Source organism: Brevundimonas sp. ABV4_179, assembly GCF_056311945.1.
On sequence record NZ_CM149976.1, the window covers coordinates 2,884,429 to 2,909,605 of the forward strand.

Below are 25,177 nucleotides of genomic sequence, written 5' to 3' on the forward strand. Positions count from 1 at the left end.
TCAAGTCGCTTGAGTATTCGGTTCTTCATTTGCGGAGACCGTCGGACCAAAGCCGCGCATTGTCTGGCGGATGTGGGCTCGACGCCTCTTGATGCCCCGCCACGCCGCGCTGTGGTGTCGCTTTGACGCGCTGCTTTTCGGTCCGTAGGTGAGAACCTTGGCGAACCTTGAGCGTTCGCCAAAGCCCCATGCGATCACCCGGAGAGACGCGCCGCCTCTATGTCCATCAGCTTTCTCCTTCTGATCATCCTGATCCTGCCCTTCATGGGCGCGATCGCTGCGGCCGGCTTGCCGCGCCACGCCCGCACGGCCGCCGCCATCCTGTCTTGGATCGTGGCCCTGGTCAGCCTGGGGTGTCTGGCGGCGCTGTGGCCGATGTTCCAGGATGGGGAGACGCTGAAGTTCGAGATTCCCTGGCTGCCCTCGCTGGGGGTCAATCTGGTGCTGCGTCTGGACGGCCTGTCGTGGCTGTTCAGCAGCCTGATCCTGGGCATCGGCGCCTTGGTGGTGCTTTACGCCCGCTATTACATGTCGCCGAAGGATCCGGTGCCGCGCTTCTTCTCCTTCCTGCTGGCCTTCATGGGCGCGATGCAGGGTGTGGTGCTGTCCGGCAACCTGATCCAGTTGGTCGTTTTCTGGGAGATGACCAGCCTCTTCTCCTTCCTGCTGATCGGCTACTGGCACCAGAATCCGGCGGCGCGCGAAGGCTCGCGCATGGCGCTGACGGTCACGGCGACGGGGGGAATCGCCATGCTGGTCGGCATGATCCTGATCGGGCGGATCGTCGGCAGCTATGATCTGGATGTCGTCCTGGCGTCGCGAGAGGCGATCCAGGCCAGTCCGCTGTATATGCCCGCGCTGCTGCTGCTGCTGGCGGGCGCCATGACCAAGAGCGCCCAGTTCCCCTTCCACTTCTGGCTGCCGCGCGCGATGGCGGCGCCCACGCCGGTCAGCGCCTATCTGCATTCGGCGACCATGGTGAAGGCGGGCGTCTTCCTGCTGATCCGTTTCTGGCCGGTCTTTGCGGGAACCGAGAGCTGGTATCTGATCGTCGGCGGCATGGGTCTGGCGACCCTGTTGCTCGGCGCCTGGTGCGCCATCTTCCAGCACGATCTGAAGGGCCTGTTGGCCTATTCGACCATCAGCCATCTGGGCCTGATCGTCCTGCTGCTGGGGCTGGGAAGTCCGCTGGGCTGTATCGCCGCCGTCTTCCACACCGTGAACCACGCCACCTTCAAGGCGTCCCTTTTCATGGCCGCCGGCATCATCGACCACGAAGCCGGCACGCGCGACATGAGGAAGCTGAGCGGCCTTTTCCGCTTCATGCCCTTCACCGCGACCCTGGCCATGGTGGCGGCGGCGGCCATGGCGGGCGTGCCTCTGCTGAACGGCTTCCTGTCGAAGGAGATGTTCCTGGCGGAGGCGGTGGCTAGCGTGAACACCCACGGCCTGAACCTGGTCCTGCCCGCCCTGGCCACATTGGCTAGTGCGTTCAGCGTTCTGTATTCGCTGCGTTTTATTCATACGACCTTCTTTGGCCCGCCGCCGACCGAACTGGACCGCGTCCCGCACGAACCGCCGGCCTGGATGCGTCGTCCGGTCGAGGTGCTTGTGGCCTTGTGCCTGGTCGTCGGCATCTTCCCAGCCGTGACCGTCGGGCCGTTCCTGAAAAGCGCGGCGGTCTCGGTCCTCGGCTTTGACCTGCCCTATTACAGTCTGGCTCTGTGGCACGGCTTCAACCTGCCGCTGGTGCTGAGTTTGATCGCCCTGGGCGGCGGGGTGGCTCTGTATGTGGCGTTCGGCGGCCGCATCAACGCCAATCCGCGCGGCGGACCGTGGGGCTGGAAGCGGCTGAATGGCGGCTGGCTGTTCGAACGTAGCATGACCGGCCTGTTCAACGGTTCGGCGGCGGTTGTCCGCCTGTTCGGAGCCACGCGCCAGCAGCCGCAGTTGCGCGCCATCGTTCTGGTCGCCCTGCTGGCGGGGGGCCTGTCCGCGATCGGCGCGGGGCTGATCATTACGCCGATCATGCCGACGCCGACCCTGGCGAACTGGGCCTTTGCGGGCCTGTGGTTGGTCGGGGCCAGTTGCGCCGTCGCGGCGGCCTGGCAGGCCAAATACCACCGGCTGGCGGCCGTCGTGCTGATGGGCGGCGCCGGTCTGGCCAGTTGTCTGTCCTTCGTCTGGTTGTCCGCGCCAGACCTGGCCGTGACCCAATTGCTGGTCGAGGTCGTCACCACCGTCCTGCTGCTGCTGGGCCTGCGCTGGTTGCCAAAGCGGCTGGAGACCATCCGCCTGCCCCCGGCGATGGAGAAGCGTTCGCGTCGCCGTCGCCGTATCGACCTGATCGTCGCCGCAGCCGTCGGAACGGCGCTGGCCGCCATCGCCTATGCGGTCATGACGCGCCCGTCGGTGGAAGGAATTTCGCGCTTCTTCGTTGAGCACGCCTACAAGGACGCGGGCGGCCGCAACATCGTCAACGTGATCCTGGTCGATTTCCGCGCCTTCGACACCTTCGGCGAGATCACTGTGCTGGGCGTCGTCGGCCTGACGGTCTTTGCGCTGCTGCGGCGGTTCCGTCCCGCCGACGACACTCTGTCGGGCCCCAGCCAGCAACGGGTTCAGAATGCGGCCGACAGGGATCGGCAAGACCGTTCCGAAGGCGACACGCTGAAGGAGACCATGCTGATCCCGCGCGTCGTGATGCGCTGGCTGTTCCCCTTCATCATTCTGCTGGCCGTACACCTGTTCCTGCGCGGCCATGACCTGCCGGGCGGCGGGTTCGCGGCCGGGGTGGCGCTGTCGATCGCCTTCGTGCTGCAATATATGGCCTCCGGCGCGCGCTGGGTGGAGGAGCGGTTGGCGATCCGGCCGATCGTCTGGATCGGCGCGGGCCTGGTGATCGCGGCGCTCAGCGGCGTCGGGTCGTGGCTGTTCGGCTATCCGTTCCTGACCTCCTGGTTCCAGTATGCCGAGTTGCCGATCCTGGGCCGCGTCCCCCTGGCCAGCGCCGTGGTGTTCGACCTGGGCGTCGTGGTGCTGGTGGTCGGCGCCACCGTCCTGACCCTGGTCGCCCTGGCGCACCAATCGCTGCGCAAACCGAAACAGATAGACGCCGAGGAGGGAGAGCCGTCATGATGGAACTGGTTCTCGCCCTGGCCATCGGCGTTCTGGCCGGATCGGGCGTATGGCTGCTGCTGCGACCACGCACCTTCCAGGTCATCATGGGGCTGTCGCTGCTGTCCTATGCGGTCAACGTCTTCATCTTCGCCATGGGGCGGCTGAAATCGGGCGCCCCGCCCGTGCTGGCAGGCGAGGTGTCCGATCCTGCGCGCTATACCGATCCGACGCCCCAGGCGCTGGTCCTGACGGCCATCGTCATCAGTTTCGCCCTGACGGCCCTGTTCCTGGTGGTCATCCTGGCGGCGCGCGGCATCACCGGCAGCGACCATGTCGACGGCAAGGAGCCTGACGCATGACCGACTGGACCGCTCATCTGATCATCGGCCCCATCGTCCTGCCGATGATCATCGCTTCGGCCATGCTGCTGATCGACGAGCGCCGCCGCGTTCTTAAGGCGGTGCTTAGCCTCGCCGCCATGGCGGCCATACTGGTCATGGCCCTGATCCTGCTGCACGAAAGCGCCAACGGCGCCCTGGACGGCGGCGACACGGCGCGGGTCTATCGCCTGGGATCTTGGGCCGCGCCCTATGGCATCGTTCTGGTCGCCGATCGGCTATCAACAATGATGGTGGCCTTGACCAGCGTTCTGGGCGGTTGCGCCCTGATCTTCGCTCTGGCGCGTTGGGATCGGGCCGGGCCGCGTTTCCACGCCCTGTTCCTGCTGCTGATCATGGGTGTGAACGGCGCCCTTCTGACCGGCGACCTGTTCAATCTGTTCGTCTTCTTCGAGGTGATGCTGGCCGCGTCGTACGGCCTGGCCCTGCATGGTTCGGGCGAGGCCAGGGTGCGGGCGGGCGTGATCTATATCGCCGTCAATCTAACCGCCTCCCTGCTGTTTTTGATCGGGGTCAGCCTGATCTACGGGGTGACAGGCACGCTGAACATGGCCGATCTGGCGCTGCGCGTGCCGGCCATCGCGGCGGCCGACCTGGGCCTGTTCCACATCGGGGCGGCGGTGCTGGGCACGGCCTTCCTGATCAAATGCGCCATGTGGCCTTTGGGCTTCTGGCTGACCTCGACCTATTCGGCCGCCAGCGCGCCGTCGGCGGCGGTCTTCGCCATCTTGTCCAAGGTCGGGGTCTATGTGGTCATCCGCCTCAGCCTGCTGCTGTTCGGCGCGGGGGCCGGCGCCTCGGCCGGGTTCGGCCTGACCTGGCTGATGGCCGGCGGCCTGGCGACCATCGCGTTCGGCACCTTCGGCCTGATCGCCTCGCGTGACCTGTCGCGCGCCGCGGGCTTCGGCGTGATGATCTCTTCCGGCACCGTGCTGGCGATCCTGGGCGTCGGCGATACGGCGGCCCTCAGCGGCGCGCTCTTCTATCTGATTGGATCGACCCTGGCCTGCGCGGCCCTCTTCCTGCTGGCCGAGATTCTTCAGCGCGGGCGCGAGGCCGATGTGGGCGAGGCCCGCGCCGTCTTCGACGACGAATATCGCGATCCGTTCGACGACGAGGAACGCAACGAGCCCGGCTTGGTCATTCCGGCGGCGGTGGCAGCCCTGGGCGGGGCCTTCCTGATCTGCACCCTGATGGTGGCGGGCATGCCGCCCCTGGCGGGCTTCGTCGGCAAGCTGTCGATGATCGACGCTCTCGTGCGTGTCGGCGGACCGGCGCAATGGACGCTAACGGCGGTGTTGTCCATTTCCAGCCTGGGCGCCCTGATCGGTCTGACACGCCTGGGCGTCGGAGCCATCTGGACCCGCGAAGAGGATGCGCCGGCGCCGGTGGTGGGCGCGGCGGAACTGACGGCCGTCGCCGGCCTGCTGGGCGCCTGTGTTCTGTTGGCGGTCTTCGCGGGGTCCGCCCTGATCTACACCGACCATACCGCCGCCTGGCTGGCCGAACCGAAGGGCTATATCCACGCTGTCATGGGCGGAGGCGGCCGATGAGACGCATCCTGCCCTACCCTATCCTGTCGCTGGGCCTTTTCGTCGCCTCGATCCTGCTCAGCGCCTCGGTCGCGCCGCCGTCCCTCGTGCTGGCGCTGCTGCTGGCCCTGCTGGCGCCGATCGTTATGCTGGCGCTGGGCGTGGATCGCGTGCGGCTGAAGTCGCCACGCGCCATGATCCGCCTGGCCGTCGATGTCATCGGCGATGTGGTGCGTTCCAACTGGGCGGTGTCGCAGATCATCCTGGGGCGCAGGCGGCATGAGCGCACGTCCGGCTTCATCCATATTCCGCTGGATTTGCGCGACCGATACGGCCTGGCGGTGCTGGCCATCATCATCACCTCGACGCCCGGCACCCTGTGGGTCGAGTATGAAGCCGCCACGGGCCGCCTGCTGCTGCATGTGCTGGACCTGGTGGACGAGGAAACATGGGTGCGGCTGATCAAGGACCGCTACGAGCGCCGACTGATGGAGATCTTCGAATGACGGCGGCGGTGCTGACCTGGGGCCTGGGTCTGGCCCAGTTGATGCTGGTCTGCGCCATGGGCCTGGCGGCGTGGCGGATCATCCACGGCCCGCGCGCCCAGGATCGCGTCTTGGGCATGGACACTCTTTATCTGAACGGCATGCTTCTGGTCGTGGTGTTCGGCATCCGCACAAGCAGCCAGCTCTATTTCGAGGCCGCCCTGGTCATCGGCATGCTGGGGTTCGCCGCCACCGTGGCCCTGGCCAAGTTCCTGATGCGCGGCGAGGTGATCGAATGATCCAGGCTGACGTCCCTGCATGGGCCGCATTCGTCGTCGTCGGTCTGGCGCTCTCTGGATCGACCCTGTCGCTGCTGGGCGCGGTTGGTCTGACGCGGTTGAAGACTTTTTACGAGCGGGTCCACGCCCCCACCCTGGGCGCGACACTGGGAATGGCGTTGATCCTTCTGGCGTCCATCGTCTGGTTCACGACGGCCGAGCGGCGGTTCATGCCGCGGGAACTCCTGATCGGCCTGTTCCTGACGGTGACCACGCCGGTGACGCTGATCCTGCTGGCCCGCGCCGCCCTGTTCCGCGACCGCACCGAAAACGGCGAAGGTAAAAAGAAGCCCGACAGGGGGCTGCCGGGCTGAAACAAGGTTCGGTGATGGCGTCCCTGAGGACGAGCCCCATTCGTTAACCGAATTGGTTTCCCAAGCCTTAACGCCCTGCTCGATCCGGCAGCCAGGCGCTTTGATGTCCGTCCGGCGCTACGGGCCATACGATACGCCATCCCTGCCCCGCCCGCGAGATGGCGAAGCCCCCGCCCCCCGCGTCGCCCGGATAGTCGAAGGTCTGACCGTCTACGGTGATGGCGGCGGCCGCCGCTCGGCCGACCATGGCCCGCCATTGCCCTCGCGGGGCCGGGGCGGCGTTGGTTTCCGCGCCGCCGATGGCGACAACCGGCGCCTTGGGCCCGGCCGGCCCCGAGACAACCAGGGTCGAGCCGTCCGAATCGACCGCATTCAACACGCCTGATCCATCCAATCTGAGGGTCGGTTGGCCTGCGGCGATCAGGGCGACCGGCCCTGCCCCGCCCTGGATAACCACCAGCGTCTCGGGCGAGATGGCGGCGTCCTCGCCTACCTGGACCTCCGGCGTCAGGCGCACGTCGCCCTGCAGCGGCGGCAGTCTGAGTTCGAAACGCCCCGCCGCATCGGCGTTGACCGCCACCGCCGCCACATCCGGCGCCCGCAACACCACGCGGGCGTTGGGGTCGGCCGCGCCGCGCACGATCAGCACGGCGCCGTCGCGCATCACCCCGTCGATCATGGGGGGCCGCACCCAAGGGGAAGCCTTCTCCGCACCGGCCGGTCCGGCCACCCCGCCATCGCTGCGCGAACACGCCGACAGCACCAGACCCGACGCGGCAAGGCCCGCGACGATCGTTACGTTGATCCGACGTTTCATCCTTGGCCTCGACGATATAGGACTGGCGACCCAGCGGCTCGCGCTGGTGTTAGCGCGAGCGCCGCCGGTTTGGCCATGGGCCAGGCCGGCATTCGTTTTGTTAGAGGCCCCATGTCCCTGCCCCCCGTTTCGTTTCTGCCCTTCCACGGCTCTTCCGTCTGCCTGTTCTGCGGCGCCTCCGAGACCGCTGATCCCGCCTATACCGAGGCGGCCTACGCCTTTGGCCGGGCGACCGCTCAGGCGGGCTGGCGGTTGGTCTATGGCGGCGGCGGCGTCGGTCTGATGGGCGCGTCTGCGCGCGGTGCGCACGAGGCGGGCGGCAGGGTCGTCGGCATCATGCCGGCCTTCCTGCGCAGCCGCGAACGCCTGTTCGACGAAGTCGAAACCGTCGTCGTCACCTCGATGCACGAGCGCAAGCAATTGATGTACGATCAATCCGACGCCTTCGTCGTGGCGCCCGGCGGCATCGGCACGCTGGAAGAGGTGGTCGAACTGCTGTCATGGAAGCGGCTGGACCTGCATCACAAGCCGGTCGTCTTTCTGAACCTGAACGGCTTCTGGGACGGCTTCTTCGCCCTGATGCGCCACAGTGTGGACGAGGGCATGACCCCGCCGTCCTTCCTGGACGCCTGGACCGTCGCCGATACGGTGGAGGAGGCAATGCGGCTGATCCAGTCGCCCGAAGCTGCCCAGCCTCAGAAACATGATCGCCGGTAAGTGATCGCCGCTTACATTCGCGCCTATACGTATTGACAGTTTTTATCCGAAACTGACATTGGGGCGCGGCGGCACGACGCCGTTCTTCTTATCGGACAGTTTCTCATGCGCGCCCTGCTTATCGCCGCCGCCCTTTTCGCCGCCGCTCCGGCCATGGCCCAGCCCCCGGCCGCCACCAGCCTGACCCTGGCCGACGCGGCCAAGGCCCCCGCACGCGCCACCATCATCGACGGCGCGCGCTGGTCCTGCGAAGGCGCGGCCTGCATCGCCTCGGGCGGCACGGAACAGCCCGCGACGCGCGCCTGCCGCCGCGTGGTGCAGAAGTTCGGTCCCGTGACCGCCTTCTCCTACAAGGGCGTCGCCCTCAGCGCCGATGAGTTGGCCGTCTGCAACGCCTGATGTCGGGGCGGCCTGAGGCGGCTTAGGCCGCCTCGCCTCTCAGGCGCCGTTGGATGGTCTCGCGACCGATCAGGGGGGCCAAGCCCGCCATGTCCGGCCCGTGCGCCTGTCCCGTCAGCGCCAGACGCAGCGGCATGAACAGCGCCTTGCCTTTGGCGCCGGTTTCGGTCTTCACCGCATTGGTCCAGGTCGACCAGGCCGTTTCGTCGATCACGTCCGGCAGCAGACCAGCGGCCGCGTCGATGAAGCCCGCATCCTCGATGACCGGCTGGATCGGCCCCTGAACGATTCTCGCCATTTCAACGACGTCGCCGAACTTATTCAGATTGCCTCGCACCACGGACCAGAATGTCTCGCCAAGGTCCACGCCCAGCGCCTGAAGCCGAGGCTTGGCCGTGTCGTAATCCATGACGTGCAGCGCCTGGGCGTTCAGGCGGTCCAGATCCGCCGTGTCGTAGCGCGCCGGCGAACGGCCCATCTTGGAGAAGGCGAAGCCCGCGCCCAGCGCCTCGATCGATGCGCCGACCTCCAGCGGATCTGACGTGCCGATCCGACCCAGGTGGCTGGTGATGGCGATAGGCTCATAGCCCTGGTCGCGCATGTCGCTGATCGACAGCGATCCCAGACGCTTGGACAGGGCGGCGCCATCCGCACCGACCAGCAGCGGCATATGGGCGAAGCCGGGGACACCCGCCCCAAGCGCCTCGAATATCTCGATCTGGGCGCCGGTGTTGGTGACGTGATCCTCGCCCCGAATGATGTGGGTGATGGCCATGTCGATGTCGTCCACAACCGACGGCAGGGTGTAGAGGAACAGGCCGTCCTCGCGGATCAGCACGGGGTCGGACATGGAGGCGGTGTCCACCTCGGCATGGCCGCGCGCCAGGTCTTCCCAGGATACGCGCTTGCCTTCCAGCTTGAAACGCCAGTGCGGACGCCGGCCTTCGGCCTCGTAGGCGGCCTTCTGGTCGTCGGTCAGGTCCAGCGCGGCGCGGTCGTAGATCGGCGGCAGACCGCGCGACAACTGCACCTTGCGACGACGGTCCAGTTCGTCGGCCGTCTCATAGGCGGGATACAGCCGGCCGGAAGCCTTCAGCCGTTCCGCCGCCTCCTCGTATCGGTCGAACCGCTTGGACTGGTTGTACCGCTCGTCCCACAGCATGCCCAGCCAGGTCAGATCGTCCTCGATCCCCTGTTCGAACTCCGGCGTAGAGCGAGCCAGGTCGGTGTCGTCGATACGCAGCACGAACGACCCGCCCTGCCCCTTGGCGAACAGCCAGTTCACCAAGGCGGTGCGGACATTGCCGACGTGCAGCTTTCCCGTGGGCGACGGGGCGAAACGAACCTTGACGGACATGGGAAGACGACCTTGAAAGCGAGGCGGCTAGGTCGCGCCGCAACCGGGAGAAGTCAAGGCGCGGGTTGGATTGCGGCCGTCGTCATGATAGATTCCGACCAATCATGAACGCACCTGTACAGATCAGAAAGCCAGAGGTCGTGGAGCGGTTGCGCGAAATAGCGCGCCTGGAAGGCAGGTCCATTACCGACTTGGTCGAAGACATGGTCAGGGAGCGCGACGAGCGCCTGATTGCCCGACGCGAGGCCGAGATCGAGGCCAAGCTCGCAGCCGTCGAAGAAATCGTGGCGCATTTCAACAGCCTGCCGATCATCGGCCCCTTGCTTACCGACGATGACCTCTACGATGAAGACGGCCTGCCCAAATGATCGTTGTGGATGCCTCCGCCTTGGTTGCGGTGCTTCTCCAAGAGCCGGAAAGCATGGTGTTCCGTCGGATGATGGCGCGCGAAAAAGACTTAGTCTTGTCTCCTGTCGGCTATTGGGAAGCTGCGACCCGTCTTAGGTCGCTACGCGGCGAGCCCGGTGTAGTAGATTTGGATCTCGTGATCGCTAAGCTGGGCATACGGATCGCCCCAGCCACCTCGCGAACGGCATCCTTGGCTGCAAGCGCTGAACGAGACTTCGGCAAGCGAACGGCCGCCAAACTCAATCTCGGCGACTGTTTCGCCTACGCCCTGGCCAAGGAAAGCGACGCCCCATTGCTGTTCAAGGGCGACGATTTCGGCCGAACGGATCTGACGCCCGCCCTGTCCGACTGATCGGGCCGAGCAGTCAGGCCGACGATCAGTCGTCGCGGTGAACGCGCTCGCGGCGCTCGTGCCGTTCCTGGGCCTCGACCGACAGGGTTGCGGTGGGACGGGCTTCCAGACGACCCAGGCCGATGGGCTCGCCCGTGTCCTCGCAATAGCCGTAGGAACCGTCCTCGATCCGGCGCAGAGCGTCGTCGATCTTGGAGATCAACTTTCGCTGGCGGTCACGGGTGCGCAACTCCAGCGCGCGGTCGGATTCGGACGAGGCCCGGTCCACCAGATCGGGGTGGTTCTCGGTCTCGGCCTTCAGATTGACCACCGTGCCCTTGGACTCGCGAAGGATGTCCTCCTTCCAGTCCAGCAGCTTCTTCTTGAAATAGGCCTGCTGCCGTTCGTTCATGAACGGCTCGTCGTCGGACGGGCGGTATGGGCCGGATTCGTCGGTCACAACGGACGCCAAAGCGTTCATCGATCTCACGCTCTCTAACACGCCCCCCTGTGGCGCAGATGGCCGTATAGTCAGCCTGACGAGTCGCGGCAACGCGGTTCTCGATTCCGTGATGCAAATAAGGCGAACGACCTCGCCAGAGTGACAAATGTCACTCACCCTTCAAGCTTAGCCGTCTGACATCTGTGGATTTTTCGGCGTCAGCCGCGCGGACGGCGCATTTCCGCCTTTGCCAATTCGACCGAGGCGCGCAGGTCGATCTGGTCCAGCACGGCGTTCAGGCCCGGATCACCGTCATCCGCCCGTTCCTCGCGCAGACTGCGCGCCAGTCGATCCAGCGAGGCCTCGTCCGCATCACCATTGAGAAGCGCCAGTTTCAGTTCGTCCAGACGATCCAATAGGCCGCCGCCGCGACGGATGGCGCGACGCCGACGCTCCAGCGGCCCCTCTATCCCCTGCAATGCCATCAGGGCCGAGACGTCCGACACGCCGCTCGCGGCGGCGCTGGCCGTCGCGGCCGTCGGCGCTGGGGCAGAGGCCGCTTGGCCCAGCGAAAAGCCGCTGGCGGATCGCGTCGCGCGCGTGCTGGTCGGCGTGCTGACGCCGTTTGGCCCGACAACCTTCATGCCCACGCGCTCCGCATCATGGGATCATGGATGGCGCCCCGCGATGACTGTTTAGTTAACGCCCCGGCAAATCCTGCCGTCTGTTCATCGTTCTAGCGAAGCCGCACGTTGATTTCCCTGGGTTAATCGTACGGCACGATCCTGGCATGAACGGGGGACGTAAAGCCGCGTGGACGTTCGACCGATGCAAAATCTGCTTGCCCGCCTTGCCGCCTGCGCCGTCGCCGCCCTGACGGTTTCGGCCGGTCCGGCCCTGGCCCAGATGCAGTCGCGCATCAAGGACATCGCCGCCGTCGAGGGCGTGCGCGGCAACCAGTTGGTCGGCTACGGCATGGTCATGGGCCTGAACGGCACGGGCGACAGCCTTCGCAACTGCCCCTTCACCCGTCAGTCTCTGGAAGGCATGACCGAACGGCTGGGCGTCAATATTCGCGGCTCCAACGCCAACACCAAGAACATGGCCGCCGTGATGGTGACGGCCGACCTGCCGGCCTTCGCCACACCCGGTTCGCGCATCGACGTGTCGGTCGCCTCCATGTGCGACGCGAAAAGCCTGCTGGGCGGCTCGCTGGTCGTGACCAGCCTTCAGGGCGCCGATGGTCAGGTCTATGCGGTGGCGCAAGGGTCGGTTCAGACCGGCGCCGTCTCGGCCTCGGGCGGATCGGGCTCGTCGGTCACGCGCGGGGTGCCGACCGCCGGCCGCATCGCCTCGGGCGCCCTGGTCGAACGCGAGACCGGCTTCCAGATGGCGAACATGAACGAGGTGCGACTGAACCTGCGCAACCCTGACTTCACCACCGCCCAGCGCGTCGCCGCCGTCGTCAACGCCGCCTATCCGGGCGCGGCCCTGGCCGAAAACGGCACTGTGGTCGCCCTGCGCGCGCCGGCCCAGCTGGGCATGGCGGGCTTCATCAGCCGCATCGAGAACCTGCCGGTCAGCGTCGACACACCGGCCAAGGTCATCATCGACGAGGTCAATGGGGTCATCGTCATGGGCGACGCCGTGCGTATCTCTCGCGTGGCCATCGCCCAAGGCAATCTGACCATATCGGTGGACGAACAACCTATCGTCAGCCAGCCCGCACCCTTCAGCCAGGGCCAGACCGCCGTCGTCCCCTCAAGCCAGGTCAATGTCGAGGAGGAACTGGGCACCCAGATGCGTCTGGTCGGCGGAGGGGCCAACCTGTCCACCCTGGTCAACGGCCTGAACGCCCTGGGCGTCAGCCCGCGCGACATGATCAGCATCCTGCAGGCCATCAAGGCCGCCGGCGCCCTGCAAGCCGATATCGAGGTGATGTGACATGACCGACCTGACCGTCTCCGCCGACCTGCTTCGTCCGACCGCCGCCGCGCCCACGGTCGCCAATCGCGACAAGATACAGGAAACCGCCAAGGCCTTCGAGGCCACCTTCATCTCTCAGATGCTGAAACCGATGTTCGACGGCCTGTCGACCGACGGCCTGTTCGGCGGGGGTCAGGCCGAGGGGACCTGGCGCAGCTTCATGCTGGACGAGATGGCCAAGACCACCGTCGCAGCCGGCGGGATCGGCCTGAGCGGCCCGGTCATGTCCGAAATGTTGAAGATGCAGGAGGGCCGGCGATGAGCGACAGCGAACTGGCCCAGGCGCGCGTGCGCCAGCTGATCGTCCTGACCAAACGGCTCACCGATCGGCTGTCGGCCGAAACCCAGGCCTTTGCGGACCGCCGGCCTCAGGATGTCGCGGCCGGTCTGGCCGAGACCCAAGAGATGGCCAATCTGTATCGGCGCGACACGGCCCATGTGAAGGCCAATCCCGCCCTGCTGCGCGACGCGCCTTTGGATGACCGCAAGGCCTTGGTCGAGGCCACGCGGGTCTTCGACACCGTGCTGAACGCCCATGCCCGCGCGGTCGAGGCGGCGCGCCAGATTTCTGAGGGGCTGGTCCGCACCATCGCCGCCGAAGTCACAGCCGCCCGCACGCCGCCCAGCGCCTATGCCGCCGACGGCCGCGCGGCCCTGGGCGACGGACGCGCCGTCGCCTTCAACAGGATGGCCTGATCGGGCATTGCCGATTTTTTAAGCGCATGTGGATCAGCATGGCCTCATGACGCTGACGACCCGTCTTCTTGGCCTGGCCTTCGCATCCGCCGACACCCTGGTCGAGGTGGCCCCGAACGGCGTCGTCGCCTTCGCCATCGGCGCGGGCGCGGCGGCGGGCGAGGACGCCGGCGCGACATGGACCGGGCGGCCGCTTGCCGACCTGCTGCACGACGGCTCCGCGATCCTGGCGACCCTGCAGGGGATGAAGGCTGGCGTGCGGATCGCGCCAACCTGCATTCTTGTTTCGGCTGGCCCCGACCGCGTGAGGCGCGCGACCTTCCGCGCCTTCGTCCTGCCGCAGATGGCCCCCGCCGTGTCCTGCGCCATTTCCTACGACGGCCCGGCTTTCGCCGTCGCCGATCTTGAAACTCGCCCCCTGATGGACCCGGATGCGTTCCTGGCCGATGCAGGACGCGTGCTGGAAGCCAACCCCGACCTGGCCCTGTCCTTCCTGGACATACAGGGGATGGAGAACGTGGGCGACGATGTGGTTGATCGGCTGAACCGACGCATCGAGGCCACCCTGCAATCGGCCGCTATCCAGGGATCGGGCGCCGCCCAGTTGACGGCTGTGCGCTTCGCCCTGTTGCGCCCCGCCAATGACCGCCGCGACATCGCCGCAGAGATCGTCGAGGCGGGCCGCGCCGAAGGGCTGTCGCTGGGGGCCGAGGCGTTCAACTCGCCCGTGCCGCCCGGTTCGGATTCTCTGTGCGTGCTGCGCGCCATGCGTTTCGCTATTGAGGGCTGCTTGAAGGGCGACGGCCTGGCCAATCCCCAGATCGCCTTCGCGGACTCGCTGAAACGCACCTTCCGCGACGCTGAAACCTTCCGCAGCGTGGTGAAGTCGCGCGAATTCCAGGTCCACTATCAGCCGATCGTTCATCTGGACTCGCGGGCCGTCCATCACTTCGAGGCCCTGGCGCGGTTCAAGGGCAATAACGGCCCTGCCGACGCCATCCGCATGGCCGAAGAGTTGGACCTGATCGAATCCTTCGATCTGGCCGTGGCCGAAAAGGTGCTGAGACGGATGCGACAGCCCGGCGCCGGTCTGCTGAAGATGGCGATCAACGTCTCGGGCGCCTCTCTGGGCGACGACACCTATGTCGAACAGCTGCTGCGCATGACCGCCGGCGCGCCCGAGGAACGCCGCCGCCTGATCGTCGAAGTCACCGAAACCTCGGCCGTCGCCGACATCGAGGCGGCGGACCGCCGTCTGGCCAGCCTGCGCGAAGCCGGGATCAAGGTCTGTATCGACGACTTCGGCGCCGGCTCCGCCGCCTTCGACTATCTGCGCAAACTGTCGGTCGACGCGGTCAAGATCGACGGCGCCATCGTGCGCGACATCGAAACGGACGACCGCTCAAAGGCCATGCTGCATAGCATCGTCGAACTGTGCCGCTCGATGAAGCTGGAGACCATCGCCGAGATGATCGAGACAGACCGCGTCGCCAACGAGCTCAAGACGGCGGGCGTCGAATACGGCCAGGGCTGGCTGTTCGGCCGCGCCGAGGCCGAGCCCCGCACCCAGCTCAACACCCCTTCGATGGTCCGCCGCAAGGGCGCCGTGGAAGCCTGGGGCTGACGGCTGAACGTCGCGTTTGCGACTTAGCCATCTTGTTTCCGTCGGTAAAGCCATGACGGATCAAGGACTTGAACTCGACCGTCGTCAATCGACCTATCATAGGGTTAAACCACGCGACGATGATCCGTTCGGTCTTTGAAAACTCAAACCCACCCAGAAGTTGGACTTGTTGGACTGTTTTTTCTGACTTGGAGTCCAAGTCCGATCACAGGGCCAGGGTGCGCGTGACCTCCAGCGCGGCCAGGAAGTCCGCATCATGGCTGACGACGACAAGCGCTCCGTCGTAAGCTTTCAACGCCGCCTCGACCGCTTCGACCGACTCCAGGTCCAGATGGTTCGTGGGTTCATCCAGCACCAGCAACTTCGGCGGGGTCGGACCCGTCATGACGCAGGCCAGCGCCGCTCTCAGCCGCTCGCCGCCTGACAGGTCTCCGACCCGGCGATGCGCCGCCGTATTGCGAAACAGGAACCGCGCCAGCGCCGCCTGGGCGTCGTTCGCGGACCCGTCGGGGTTCAGCCGTCGCCACGCTTCGACCAGCGTCTCGTTCCGATCAAGGATCGCCGCCTCTTGATCCAGCAGTGTCGCCCGTACCGGCCGCTCGACCGAACCCCCGTTCGGCTCCAGATCCCCGACGATCAGCCGCAGAAACGTCGTCTTTCCCGATCCGTTCGGTCCGGTGATCGCCAGCCGCTCCGGCCCGACGATCCTCAGGTCGATCGGTCCGACGACGGCTCGGCCCTGCGGCGTCGCCCATGCCGCCCGGTCCAGCGCCAACACGGTGCGGCCGGCCGCCAGACCCGTCGCAGGCATCGGGATCGACAGGGTGCGTGTCCGATCGACCCGCTCTCGCGCCGCCGACAGCGCGGCCTGGGCCTCTTCCGACTGGCGAACGGCCAGCAGCCGGTCGCGCCCGCCGCTGTTCTCGGCCCGCTCGGCGCGCGCGCCCAGCAGGACCTTGGGCATATCGCCCTTGGCCGCCTTGCGTCGGCCCGCCGCGTCGCGCCTTGCCTTGGTTACCGTCCGCTTCTGCGCCTCGGCGCCCAGGCGGGCCATGTCGCGCTCGGCGTCGTCCAGCCCCCTCGCCGCCGCCTCCCGCTCGACCGCCTTGCGCTCGGCATAAAGGTCATAGCCGCCGCCATAGATCGCCACGCCCAAGCTCGACATCTCGACGATCCGATCCATCCGGCGCAGCAGGTCGCGGTCATGGCTGACCGCCACGACCCCGCCGTCCCAGCGCCCGATCACCTCGGCGACCAACGCCCGCGCCTCCGCATCCAGATGATTGGTGGGCTCGTCAAGCAGGATCAGGTCCGGTCGCGCCAGCATCAGACCGGCCAGCCGCAACCGGGTCTGCTCCCCACCGCTCAGGCTGGCGGTCGGCCGATCCAGCGACAGATCGGCCAGTCCGACGGCGCTCAGCGCCTCGTGCAATCGCACCTCCAGCGTCCAGTCGGCGTTCGCCAGATCGTCGGCTGAACCCTCGCCGGCCACGACCCGCTCGATGATCGCCAGCCCCTCGGCGGCGCCCAGCGTATGCGCCGCCGTCTCGTCCGGCGCTGGGTCATGGCGCTGATCCAGAACCCCGACCGACCCGGCAAGAGACACCGCCCCCTGGGCCGGCGCCGAGGCGCCCGAGATCAGGCGCAGCAGGGTGCTCTTGCCTGCGCCGTTACGGCCGACGACGCCGGTTCGCTCAGCCCCGAACGTCAGGCTCAGATTGTCGAATAGGGTTACGCCCTCAGGCGTCCTGGCGGCGACCTTGTCGAGTGTCGCGCGTGCGGACGGGGACGCGTTTCGGCTTGGGCTGGTTGGCATTGAGGAGCACGAGCAGCATGGCGGACAGGGCGGAACCGGTGGCCAATGCGATGATCATGATCTTCTTACCTTCTGCAAAAACGCTTCAGAACACGGAGGATGGGTCCAGATCGGACGATGCGCAAGCCCGACGACGAACACGGCCGCGTGAGCCGGGGCGGAACGTCCGATGGCCAAACCCGGGCGCCCGCCCTATCTGACCGCCATGCCCAGTCCGTTCCACATCGAAGACGCAGCCGGCGCCGCCGCCCGCCGCGAGGCATCCGTTCAGCGTCTGCGCGACGAAACCGGCATAGACGAGGCCATGATCGACGCCCTGGTCGAGCGCTTCTACGCCCGCGTCCGGGACGACCATCTGATCGGCCCCATCTTCGCCGACCACATCACGGAATGGGCGCCGCATCTGGCGCAGATGAAGCTATTCTGGTCGTCCGTGGCCCTTTCGACCGGCGCCTATCAGGGGCCCCCCATGCCCAAACACCTGCCCCTGCCGATCGACGCCCGCCACTTCGACCGCTGGCTGGAGTTGTTCGTGGAAACGGCGCATACGCTGTGCCCGCCCGTCGCCGCCGCCCATTTCATCGAACGCGCCCGCCGTATCGCCGAAAGCCTTGAGTTGGGCGTCGCCACCGCCAGCGGCGCGATTCTGGCCAAGGGCGAGCGGTTCATCCGCAAGGCTGAAGCCTGGACGCCGGAATAGCAGCCGCAATGTTCTCACATTGTTCTTGCTGAATAGCGCGAATTGATCCCCATATAGCGTCGTCGCGCCGGAGCCGTCCGGCCCTCCCCGCGTTCCCGGACTCCATGACTGAAAAGCACAACTTCATCCGCGTTCGCGGCGCCCGCGAGCACAATCTCAAGGGCGTGGACCTGGATATTCCGCGAGAACAGCTGGTGGTGATGACCGGCCTGTCGGGCTCGGGCAAATCCTCTCTGGCGTTCGACACCATCTATGCCGAGGGCCAGCGTCGCTATGTCGAGAGCCTGTCGGCCTATGCGCGCCAGTTTCTGGAGCTGATGGGCAAGCCGGACGTGGACCTGATCGAGGGTCTGTCCCCGGCCATCTCCATCGAACAGAAGACCACGTCGAAGAACCCGCGCTCGACCGTCGGCACGGTGACCGAGATTCACGACTATATGCGTCTGCTTTGGGCGCGCGTGGGCATCCCCTATTCGCCCGCCACCGGCCTGCCGATCGAGAGCCAGACCATCAGCCAGATGGTCGACAAGCTGACCGCCCTGCCGGACGGAGAGCGCATCCTGCTGCTGGCCCCCGTCGTGCGCGGCCGCAAGGGCGAATACAAGAAAGAGATCGCTGAGTGGCAGCGTCAGGGCTTCCAGCGCCTGAAGATCGACGGACAATTCTACCCCATCGACGAAGCGCCGACGCTGGACAAGAAGTTCAAGCACGACATCGACATCGTCGTGGACCGGATCGTCACCAAGCCGGATCAGGAAGGCCGCTACGCCGACAGCCTGCAAACCGCTCTGAGCCTGGCGGACGGCGTCGCCAACGCCGAGTGGGCGTCCACGAACGAGGGCGAAACCGCGCCCCAAACCATCCTGTTCTCGGAACGGTTCGCCTGTCCGGTGTCCGGCTTCACGATCTCCGAGATCGAGCCCCGCCTGTTCTCGTTCAACAACCCCTTCGGCGCCTGTCCGGTGTGCGACGGGCTGGGCGTGAAACTGGCCTTCGACGCCGATCTGGTCATCCCGGACCGCGACAAGACCCTGCACGCCGGGGCCGTCGCACCTTGGGCGCGCGGGCCTTCGCCCCTCTACACCCAGACGCTGCAGTCGCTGTCGCTGCACTATGGCTTCTCGATGGATGTGGCGTGGCGCGAACTTCCGGCCCAGGCGCACAAGGCGATCCTGTACGGAACCGGCTCTGAGAAGATCAAATTCACCTACGACGACAACGCCCGCAAATATGAGGTGTCCAAACCGTTCGAGGGCGTCCTGCCCAACCTTGAACGCCGCTGGCGTGAGACGGACAGCGCCTGGGTGCGCGAGGAACTGGGTCGCTACCAGTCCGAAACCCCATGCGACGCCTGCCACGGCAAGCGGCTGAAGCCTGAAGCCCTGGCGGTCAAGGTTGGGGGCGAGGACATCGCCGACATCTCCATGCTTTCGATCTCCAAGGCCTATCTGTGGTTCTCGACCATCGAAGAAAGCCTGACGGACAAACAGGCCGAGATCGCCCGGCGGATTCTGAAGGAGATTTGCGACCGGCTGCGGTTCCTGAACAATGTCGGCCTGGACTATCTGAATATGTCGCGCTCATCCGGCACCCTGTCGGGCGGCGAGAGCCAGCGCATCCGCCTGGCGTCCCAGATCGGCTCGGGCCTGACCGGCGTTCTGTACGTGCTGGACGAACCGTCCATCGGTCTGCACCAGCGCGACAACACACGCCTGTTGGAAAGCCTGAAGGGTCTGCGCGATCTGGGCAATTCGGTGCTGGTGGTCGAACACGACGAAGAGGCCATCCTGACCGCCGACTACGTCATCGACATGGGGCCGGCCGCGGGCGTTCACGGCGGCACGGTCTGCGCCGAGGGCACCCCGGCCGAGGTCATGGCCAACCCTAACTCCCTGACCGGCAAATATCTGACCGGCGAACGGGAAATCGAAATCCCCGCCGATGGCCGACGCCCGATCAACCGCAAGCGGATGCTGAAGATCAGCGGCGCGACCGGCAACAATCTGAAGAATGTCACCGGCGAAATCCCGGTCGGCGTCTTCACCTGCATCACCGGCGTCTCGGGCGGCGGCAAGTCGACCTTCACCATCGAGACCCTGTACAAGGCCGCCGCGCGTCGCCTGAACAATGCGTCCGAAGCCCCCGCCCCCTTCGACCGGATCGAGGGGCTGGAGCATTTCGACAAGGTCATCGACATCGACCAGTCGCCCATCGGCCGCACCCCGCGCTCTAACCCCGCCACCTACACCGGCGCCTTCGGGCCGATCCGCGACTGGTATGCGGGCCTGCCGGAATCCAAGGCGCGCGGCTATGGGCCGGGCCGGTTCAGCTTTAACGTCAAGGGCGGGCGCTGCGAGGCGTGTCAGGGCGATGGCGTCATCAAGATCGAGATGCACTTCCTGCCCGACGTCTACGTCACCTGCGACGTCTGCAAGGGCAAACGCTACAATCGCGAAACGCTGGAGATCGTGTTCAAGGGCAAGTCCATCAGCGACGTGCTGGACATGACGGTCGAAGAGGCGGCCAGCTTCTTCAAGGCCGTGCCGCCGATCCGCGACAAGATGCTGACGCTGGAGCGGGTGGGTCTGGGCTACGTCAAGGTCGGCCAGCCCGCCACCACCCTGTCGGGCGGCGAGGCCCAGCGGGTCAAACTGTCCAAGGAGCTGTCGAAACGCGCCACGGGCCGCACCCTGTATATCCTCGACGAGCCGACCACCGGCCTGCATTTCGAAGACACCCGCAAACTGCTCGAGGTGCTTCAGGAACTGGTCGAGGCGGGCAACACCATCGTGGTGATCGAGCACAATCTCGATGTCATCAAGGTCGCCGACTATCTGCTGGACTTCGGCCCGGAAGGCGGCGACGGCGGCGGCGAGATCGTCGCGGTCGGCACGCCCGAACAGGTCGCCGACAACACCGCCAGCTGGACCGGCAAATACCTCAAGGAAGTGCTGGATCGGCACGAAGAGCGCCGCAAGGCCCGCGTCGCGGCTCTGGGCGGCGACGCCAAGCCGGCGCGTAGGAAGGCCAAGGCGTCAGCCTGACGGGATCAGACGGTCCTCCTCGCTTTTGCGGCGAGGAGGACAGGTCGAGGCTCAACGGCCCTTCAACGCCCGAATGTCCTGCCAAGCCGCCGAAAACGGCGCGTATAGGACAGCCAACTGTAATGCCGACAGGAAGGCGTTGACGATCGAGGACAGCAGCAGCGCGGGCCAGGCGTTGGCCAGGACCTGGGCCAATCCCATGTCCGCATAACGCGACAGGCTCTGCACGCCCCCGGTCACCAGATCAGCCGCCGCTCCGATGATCATACCCAGGATGCTGACGATCAGGGACATGATGACGGCGATCACCGCCATGCCCAGCAGCGGCCAAAAATGCCCCTTGGTGGCCGAGAAGGATTCCAGGATCACGACCTTGCGGCGATCCACCGTCATCGGCACGGCCAAGCTGAACTTGACCGCCAGCCAGACAACCAGGGCGAAGGCGGCGAAGATCAGCAGCACACCGGGCAGGATCAGCAGCGGCTGACCCGAGGCGGCGCCGACACCGATCGCGGCGCCGACCACCGTCATGGCCACGGCGGACGACAAGCCGACGATCAGGGTGGTGGCGAGAGTGACGACGAGGACCCGCACTTCATCCATGCCGAGCCGCAGATAGCCCCAGCGCGACTCCTGCGGTCGCAGGACCGAGCGCGCCACAGCCGCGCTCAGAACCGTTCCGATGGCGATGCCAAGGGGCGCGGCCAGGAAGAAGGCGCTGGAGTAGAGGGGCACCAGGGCCTGGAAGTCGGCGATGGACGGATTGGCCGACTGTTCCAGCGCCTCGCCCGCCGCCATCAGGTTCGCCCATTTGTCCGCACCGAATCCGAACATGACGACGTACAGCAGCAGATAGGTCAGGCCCCAGACCAGGGCGACGATCGGATGACGGCGAACGACCCGGAACCCTTCGAAGGCCGCGTCGGTGGCGGAAAAACTCATGACAACTCCGGGTGCAGATTCGCCGTCACCCTAACGCATCCGCGAACCGGCGTCCCCTGGTGTGCGGGCACTGGCCCGCCTCACCGTCCCGACTGAATGGTCCAGTCCGCGATCTGGGTGTTTATGTCGCGCGTGGCGGTGTCGAAAGCCGCGACGATGGCGGAGACGCGGTTCTCTCCAGCCGGCTGGGTCACGGTGAAGACCCGCTCGACCGCACGCCCCTGCTCGGGCCGGATGGCTGTGCCGCTCGCCTGACGCTCAGGCGTCGAGCGCAACTGAGCACGGGCGGTGATCACCACATCCGGCGCGGCGCCCGGCGCGGCGTAGCGCGCCTCGAACGTCGTGACCGTAACCTGAAGCACCAACGGCGGCGTGCCCGGCTCGCGCCGACCCAGCACGCGGATGCGGTCCGCGCGGTTGGCGAAGGCGGCCTTCAGGCTGTCGTCGAACAGGGTGGAAGCGGGCGAGACCCACCGCGCGCCGCCGATATAGGCGGTCTCCAATCCCGTGACGCCCAGGATGCGGTCGTCGCCAGCCGCCTCCGGGAACTCGATTCGACGAATGGAGACGGTCAGGGGCGCAGGGGCGTCGCCGATGGCGGACGGCGCCTCCATCGGCAGGCCGAAGCGGTAGTTCTGCACCGGGTCAGGCGTGCGCAGCAGAGAACACCCGCCCAGCGCCGACAGGACGGCGACGCCCGCCGCGAGACGTAGGCCGGAACGAACGACGGGAAGGTTGATCACGGCTGAACCTCCAGCTCTTTGGATTGGGGACGCCCGATGAAGTCGCGCGGGCTGGCGCGAACCTGATCGATCAGGGACTGCAGCGACCGGGTGGCGTCCTGCAACTCTTCGATCGTACCGGTCAGTTGCGGCAGGCTGGACGTCGCGAAGTCGCCCAAGGGCCGTTCCAGACCGCTGATCGAACGGTTGGCCGAGGCGATGGCCGTACGGGCCTCCGCCGTGGCGGCGTTGATGTTGGCGATGGCCTGACGACCGTCGGTGTTGATGATCTGGCGGGTGTCGACGGCCAGGGCCTGATATTCCTTCACGGCAGCGTTGGCGTTGGTCACGGCCTCTTCCAACTGTTGGAAGATGGCCTTGCGCGCTTCAAGCTCGGTCGTCAGGGCCTCGACGTTCTTTACGCTGGTCGAGAAGCTGCGGATGTTGTCGTCGGACATGACGCGGTTGATCCGGTTCAAAGCGTCCACCGTCTGGGCCAGCACGGTGCCCGATCCGCTGAGCAGTTCGGCGATGGGCGACGGCTGGCTCTGCAGCACAGGCACCACATTGTCGGGATATTGGTCTCTCAGCAACGCGCTATTGGGCGAGCCGGCGGTGATCTGGATGTAGTTCAGGCCGGTGATGCCCTGCGGTTCCAGCTGGGCGCGCGACGTGACGCGGACCGGCGTCGTGCCGTCCACGCGGACGCGGGCGATGACCTGATCGCCGCGTTTGGTGTCGATATTCAGATCGGTCACCTCACCGACGCGAATGCCGTTGAAATGGACCTCTCCACCCTCCGACAGCCCGTTCACCGGTCCATAGAAGACGATGTCGTACAGGTCGTAGTCGCGGTTGAACTGCAGCCGGGCCAGCCAGATGGTGAACACCGCCAGCGCCGCCAGAAGGCAGACGGTGGCGATCCCAACGGCGGCGTAATGTGCGTCTCGTTCCATGCTCGGCTCTCCTCAGGCCGCCGTCTTGGTGGCTGCGCGACCGCGCGGCCCCAGGAAGTATTCCTTGATCCACGGATGGTCGGAGTGTTCCAGCTCCTGCACCGTGGCCTTTTCGACCACCCGCTTGTCCGCCAGGACCGCGACCTTGTCGCAGATGGCGTAGAGGGTATCGAGATCGTGGGTGATCATGAAGACCGACAGGCCCAGGTCGTCGGCCAGCTGACGGATCAGATCGTCGAAGGCCGCCGCCCCGATCGGGTCCAGGCCGGCGGTCGGCTCGTCCAGGAAGACAAGTTCAGGGTCCAGCGCCAAGGCGCGGGCCAGACCGGCGCGCTTCTTCATGCCGCCCGACAGTTCGGCGGGCTTCAGATAGTGGTGCTCGGGCTTCAGACCGACCATGGCGATCTTCAGCTCGGCCAGTTCGTAGATCACCGACTTGGGCAGTTTGGTGTGTTCGACCAAGGGCGAGGCGACGTTCTCCAACACCGTCAACGAAGAGAATAGTGCGCCCTGCTGGAACAGAATGCCGGTGCGGCGTTCGATATCGGCCGACTGCGCGTCTGTCAGGCTGGCACGGTCGTAGCCCAACACCTTGACCGAGCCGCCTTCGGGTTCCTTCAGGCCGATGATGGTGTTCAACAAGACCGTCTTGCCCGCACCCGACCCGCCGACCACGCCCATGACCTCGCCGCGTTGCAGGTCGAGGTCCAGGTTCTCATGGATGGTGCGCTCGCCGAATTGGCTCAGCAGGCCGCGAACCTCGATCAGGTTTTCCGGTTCGGATTTTGCAGTCGTGCTGTCGGTCATATGTTCAGCTCAAGGAAGATCAGAGCAAACACGGCGTCCAGCAGGATGATGGCGAAGATGGCCTGAACCACGGCCGCCGTCACGCGGCGTCCCAGGCTTTCGACATCGCCAGCGACAGACATGCCTTGGCGGCAACCGATGGCTGCGATGACCAGGGCGAAGACCGGCGCCTTCACCAGACCCACCATCATGTGTTGGGCCATGCTGCCGTCCTCGACCAGACGCTGGAAGAAGAAGGACGGGCCCAGGCTCAGGGAGCTCCAACACACGACCAGGCCGCCGACAAGCCCGCCGATCATGCCCATGAACGTCAGCAGGGGCAGCATCAGCACCAGGGCGGCCACGCGCGGCACTACCAGGGCCTGGAACGGATTGACGCCCATGACCTGCATGGCGTCGACCTCCTGGTTCATCCGCATGGAGCCGATCTCGGCGGCGAAGGCGGAGGAGGAGCGGCCGGCCAACAACACCGAGGCGATCACCACGGCGAACTCGCGGAACATGGCCACGCCGATCAGCTGCACCGCAAAGACCTGGGCCCCGAAATCGGTCAGCAGATCGACGCCGATGAAGGCCACCACCGCCCCGATGAAGAAGTTGGTGATCATGACGATGGGAATGGCGTCCAGGCCGGCCCGCTCGGCCTGGCTGACCCAGGCGGGCCAGCGGATGCCGCCGGGACGTCGCACAGCCTCGACCACCGCCGCCATCAGGCGACCCAGGAAAGTCAGGGACAGCATGGCCTCGCCGCCGAAGTCATAGACCCCGCGACCGATCTTGGCGAAGGTTCGCACGAAGGCGCTGGGCCGTTTCGGCGCCGGGGCGCTCTTGCGCTCCAGCAACTCGATCATGTGATAGATGCGACCGGCCTCGGGCCGATCCTTCCACTGGCTCTTGGACAGCCGCCCGCTGGAGGCCTGGACCAGGGCCAGCGCGCCGGCGGTGTCGAACCGGCCCAAATCGGACGTGTCGATGCTGGCGATCTCGCGCCCTTCCAGGTCGCGGCTCAGCTCCGTCGGCAAGCGGCCGAGCGCCGTTGTGGTCCAGTCGCCGGTCAGACGCAGCCTTGCCGCGCCATCCGTCTCCACAATCTCGTATTGCGCCTGGTTCATCGGACCTCGAACGACAGGTCGGACATCGCGATCATCCCCTGGCAGCCCTTCTGGGCAGCCGAAATCCCTGCCGCGCTAATGGTCAAGGCGGCATCCGATGTCAACGCGCGATGA

Annotated in this window: 26 protein-coding genes; 16 read left to right on the forward strand and 10 right to left on the reverse strand. The window is 66.2% G+C overall.

Translation table 11 applies throughout. The annotated features are described in order from the left end of the window. Positions 1 to 219: 219 nt before the first annotated feature. Genes ACYX4P_RS14085 through mnhG form a run of 6 tightly spaced genes read left to right on the forward strand, consistent with a single transcriptional unit; the run spans position 220 to position 6,187 of the window. Positions 220 to 3,138 (forward strand): monovalent cation/H+ antiporter subunit A, encoded by a 2,919-nt coding sequence (locus tag ACYX4P_RS14085; RefSeq protein WP_248118992.1) that lies wholly within the window; start codon positions 220 to 222, stop codon positions 3,136 to 3,138. Next, complete coding sequence (locus ACYX4P_RS14090) at positions 3,135 to 3,479, forward strand: Na+/H+ antiporter subunit C (RefSeq protein ID WP_282438884.1); 345 nt, start codon at positions 3,135 to 3,137, stop codon at positions 3,477 to 3,479. The genes ACYX4P_RS14085 and ACYX4P_RS14090 overlap by 4 nt, the downstream gene beginning before the upstream one ends. Continuing rightward, entirely contained in the window at positions 3,476 to 5,071 is a 1,596-nt protein-coding gene (locus ACYX4P_RS14095; RefSeq protein WP_248118991.1) for a monovalent cation/H+ antiporter subunit D, read from the forward strand. Before ACYX4P_RS14090 ends, ACYX4P_RS14095 begins: the two co-directional genes overlap by 4 nt. Next, positions 5,068 to 5,556, forward strand: coding sequence for a Na+/H+ antiporter subunit E (locus ACYX4P_RS14100; protein ID WP_248118990.1), 489 nt, complete (start codon positions 5,068 to 5,070; stop codon positions 5,554 to 5,556). Before ACYX4P_RS14095 ends, ACYX4P_RS14100 begins: the two co-directional genes overlap by 4 nt. Beyond that, positions 5,553 to 5,834: a K+/H+ antiporter subunit F gene (locus ACYX4P_RS14105; RefSeq protein ID WP_248118989.1), complete on the forward strand. Its 282-nt coding sequence runs from the start codon at positions 5,553 to 5,555 to the stop codon at positions 5,832 to 5,834. Before ACYX4P_RS14100 ends, ACYX4P_RS14105 begins: the two co-directional genes overlap by 4 nt. Next, entirely contained in the window at positions 5,831 to 6,187 is a 357-nt protein-coding gene (gene mnhG / locus ACYX4P_RS14110; protein WP_248118988.1) for a monovalent cation/H(+) antiporter subunit G, read from the forward strand. Before ACYX4P_RS14105 ends, mnhG begins: the two co-directional genes overlap by 4 nt. A 67-nt stretch (positions 6,188 to 6,254) precedes the next feature. Here the strand turns inward: mnhG and ACYX4P_RS14115 are convergent, their stop codons facing one another. Continuing rightward, positions 6,255 to 7,004: a hypothetical protein gene (locus ACYX4P_RS14115; RefSeq protein WP_248118987.1), complete on the reverse strand. Its 750-nt coding sequence runs from the start codon at positions 7,002 to 7,004 to the stop codon at positions 6,255 to 6,257. A 111-nt stretch (positions 7,005 to 7,115) separates the two neighbouring features. Between ACYX4P_RS14115 and ACYX4P_RS14120 the strand changes: the two genes are divergently transcribed. Continuing rightward, positions 7,116 to 7,721, forward strand: coding sequence for an LOG family protein (locus tag ACYX4P_RS14120; protein WP_248118986.1), 606 nt, complete (start codon positions 7,116 to 7,118; stop codon positions 7,719 to 7,721). A gap of 105 nt (positions 7,722 to 7,826) precedes the next feature. Then, positions 7,827 to 8,120: a DUF8200 family protein gene (locus ACYX4P_RS14125; RefSeq protein WP_248118985.1), complete on the forward strand. Its 294-nt coding sequence runs from the start codon at positions 7,827 to 7,829 to the stop codon at positions 8,118 to 8,120. Positions 8,121 to 8,142: 22 nt separating this feature from the next. On the opposite strand, the gene gltX is transcribed toward ACYX4P_RS14125, so the two are convergent. Then, positions 8,143 to 9,477 carry a glutamate--tRNA ligase gene (gene gltX / locus ACYX4P_RS14130; RefSeq protein ID WP_248118984.1) on the reverse strand — a complete coding sequence of 445 codons (1,335 nt, stop codon included), beginning with the start codon at positions 9,475 to 9,477 and terminating at the stop codon, positions 8,143 to 8,145. Between the two features lie 104 nt (positions 9,478 to 9,581). Here gltX and ACYX4P_RS14135 point away from each other — a divergent pair, with 104 nt between their 5' ends. Beyond that, positions 9,582 to 9,845, forward strand: a complete 264-nt coding sequence (locus ACYX4P_RS14135; RefSeq protein WP_248118983.1) for a type II toxin-antitoxin system VapB family antitoxin — start codon at positions 9,582 to 9,584, stop codon at positions 9,843 to 9,845. Beyond that, the gene (locus tag ACYX4P_RS14140; RefSeq protein WP_292048059.1) at positions 9,842 to 10,237 is read left to right on the forward strand and encodes a type II toxin-antitoxin system VapC family toxin; all 396 of its coding nucleotides are present in this window, start codon (positions 9,842 to 9,844) and stop codon (positions 10,235 to 10,237) included. The genes ACYX4P_RS14135 and ACYX4P_RS14140 overlap by 4 nt, the downstream gene beginning before the upstream one ends. A gap of 25 nt (positions 10,238 to 10,262) precedes the next feature. Here the strand turns inward: ACYX4P_RS14140 and dksA are convergent, their stop codons facing one another. Both dksA and ACYX4P_RS14150 read right to left on the reverse strand, forming a co-directional pair. Beyond that, entirely contained in the window at positions 10,263 to 10,697 is a 435-nt protein-coding gene (gene dksA / locus ACYX4P_RS14145; RefSeq protein WP_248118981.1) for an RNA polymerase-binding protein DksA, read from the reverse strand. A 179-nt stretch (positions 10,698 to 10,876) separates the two neighbouring features. After that, positions 10,877 to 11,302: a flagellar assembly protein FliX gene (locus tag ACYX4P_RS14150; protein WP_248118980.1), complete on the reverse strand. Its 426-nt coding sequence runs from the start codon at positions 11,300 to 11,302 to the stop codon at positions 10,877 to 10,879. Between the two features lie 184 nt (positions 11,303 to 11,486). On the opposite strand from ACYX4P_RS14150, the gene ACYX4P_RS14155 reads away from it, so the two are divergent. From ACYX4P_RS14155 to ACYX4P_RS14170, 4 genes are read left to right on the forward strand one after another with little or no spacing between them, the layout of a single operon-like run. Next, entirely contained in the window at positions 11,487 to 12,602 is a 1,116-nt protein-coding gene (locus ACYX4P_RS14155) for a flagellar basal body P-ring protein FlgI (protein WP_248118979.1), read from the forward strand. Between the two features lies 1 nt (position 12,603). Next, on the forward strand, positions 12,604 to 12,906 hold the full coding sequence (locus ACYX4P_RS14160; protein ID WP_248118978.1) for a rod-binding protein: 303 nt from the start codon (positions 12,604 to 12,606) through the stop codon (positions 12,904 to 12,906). Further along, positions 12,903 to 13,340, forward strand: a complete 438-nt coding sequence (locus ACYX4P_RS14165) for a flagellar basal-body protein FlbY (RefSeq protein WP_248118977.1) — start codon at positions 12,903 to 12,905, stop codon at positions 13,338 to 13,340. The genes ACYX4P_RS14160 and ACYX4P_RS14165 overlap by 4 nt, the downstream gene beginning before the upstream one ends. A gap of 46 nt (positions 13,341 to 13,386) precedes the next feature. Further along, positions 13,387 to 14,964 carry an EAL domain-containing protein gene (locus ACYX4P_RS14170; protein ID WP_248118976.1) on the forward strand — a complete coding sequence of 526 codons (1,578 nt, stop codon included), beginning with the start codon at positions 13,387 to 13,389 and terminating at the stop codon, positions 14,962 to 14,964. A gap of 205 nt (positions 14,965 to 15,169) precedes the next feature. On the opposite strand, the gene ACYX4P_RS14175 is transcribed toward ACYX4P_RS14170, so the two are convergent. Further along, the gene (locus tag ACYX4P_RS14175) at positions 15,170 to 16,780 is read right to left on the reverse strand and encodes an ABC-F family ATP-binding cassette domain-containing protein (protein WP_248118975.1); all 1,611 of its coding nucleotides are present in this window, start codon (positions 16,778 to 16,780) and stop codon (positions 15,170 to 15,172) included. 169 nt (positions 16,781 to 16,949) lie between these two features. Here ACYX4P_RS14175 and ACYX4P_RS14180 point away from each other — a divergent pair, with 169 nt between their 5' ends. Together ACYX4P_RS14180 and uvrA are read left to right on the forward strand one after the other, a co-directional pair. Continuing rightward, complete coding sequence (locus ACYX4P_RS14180) at positions 16,950 to 17,480, forward strand: group III truncated hemoglobin (RefSeq protein ID WP_476069843.1); 531 nt, start codon at positions 16,950 to 16,952, stop codon at positions 17,478 to 17,480. Between the two features lie 104 nt (positions 17,481 to 17,584). Further along, positions 17,585 to 20,524, forward strand: a complete 2,940-nt coding sequence (gene uvrA, locus ACYX4P_RS14185) for an excinuclease ABC subunit UvrA (protein ID WP_248118973.1) — start codon at positions 17,585 to 17,587, stop codon at positions 20,522 to 20,524. A 51-nt stretch (positions 20,525 to 20,575) separates the two neighbouring features. On the opposite strand, the gene ACYX4P_RS14190 is transcribed toward uvrA, so the two are convergent. From ACYX4P_RS14190 to ACYX4P_RS14210, 5 genes are all read right to left on the reverse strand, one after another. Continuing rightward, entirely contained in the window at positions 20,576 to 21,466 is an 891-nt protein-coding gene (locus ACYX4P_RS14190) for a hypothetical protein (protein ID WP_248118972.1), read from the reverse strand. Positions 21,467 to 21,546: 80 nt separating this feature from the next. Further along, positions 21,547 to 22,209 carry an ABC-type transport auxiliary lipoprotein family protein gene (locus ACYX4P_RS14195; protein ID WP_248118971.1) on the reverse strand — a complete coding sequence of 221 codons (663 nt, stop codon included), beginning with the start codon at positions 22,207 to 22,209 and terminating at the stop codon, positions 21,547 to 21,549. Next, positions 22,206 to 23,144: an MlaD family protein gene (locus ACYX4P_RS14200; RefSeq protein WP_312572945.1), complete on the reverse strand. Its 939-nt coding sequence runs from the start codon at positions 23,142 to 23,144 to the stop codon at positions 22,206 to 22,208. The genes ACYX4P_RS14195 and ACYX4P_RS14200 overlap by 4 nt, the downstream gene beginning before the upstream one ends. Before the next feature lie 12 nt (positions 23,145 to 23,156). After that, positions 23,157 to 23,951, reverse strand: a complete 795-nt coding sequence (locus ACYX4P_RS14205; protein WP_248118969.1) for an ABC transporter ATP-binding protein — start codon at positions 23,949 to 23,951, stop codon at positions 23,157 to 23,159. Continuing rightward, positions 23,948 to 25,063, reverse strand: a complete 1,116-nt coding sequence (locus ACYX4P_RS14210) for an MlaE family ABC transporter permease (RefSeq protein ID WP_248118968.1) — start codon at positions 25,061 to 25,063, stop codon at positions 23,948 to 23,950. The genes ACYX4P_RS14205 and ACYX4P_RS14210 overlap by 4 nt, the downstream gene beginning before the upstream one ends. Positions 25,064 to 25,177: the final 114 nt, after the last annotated feature.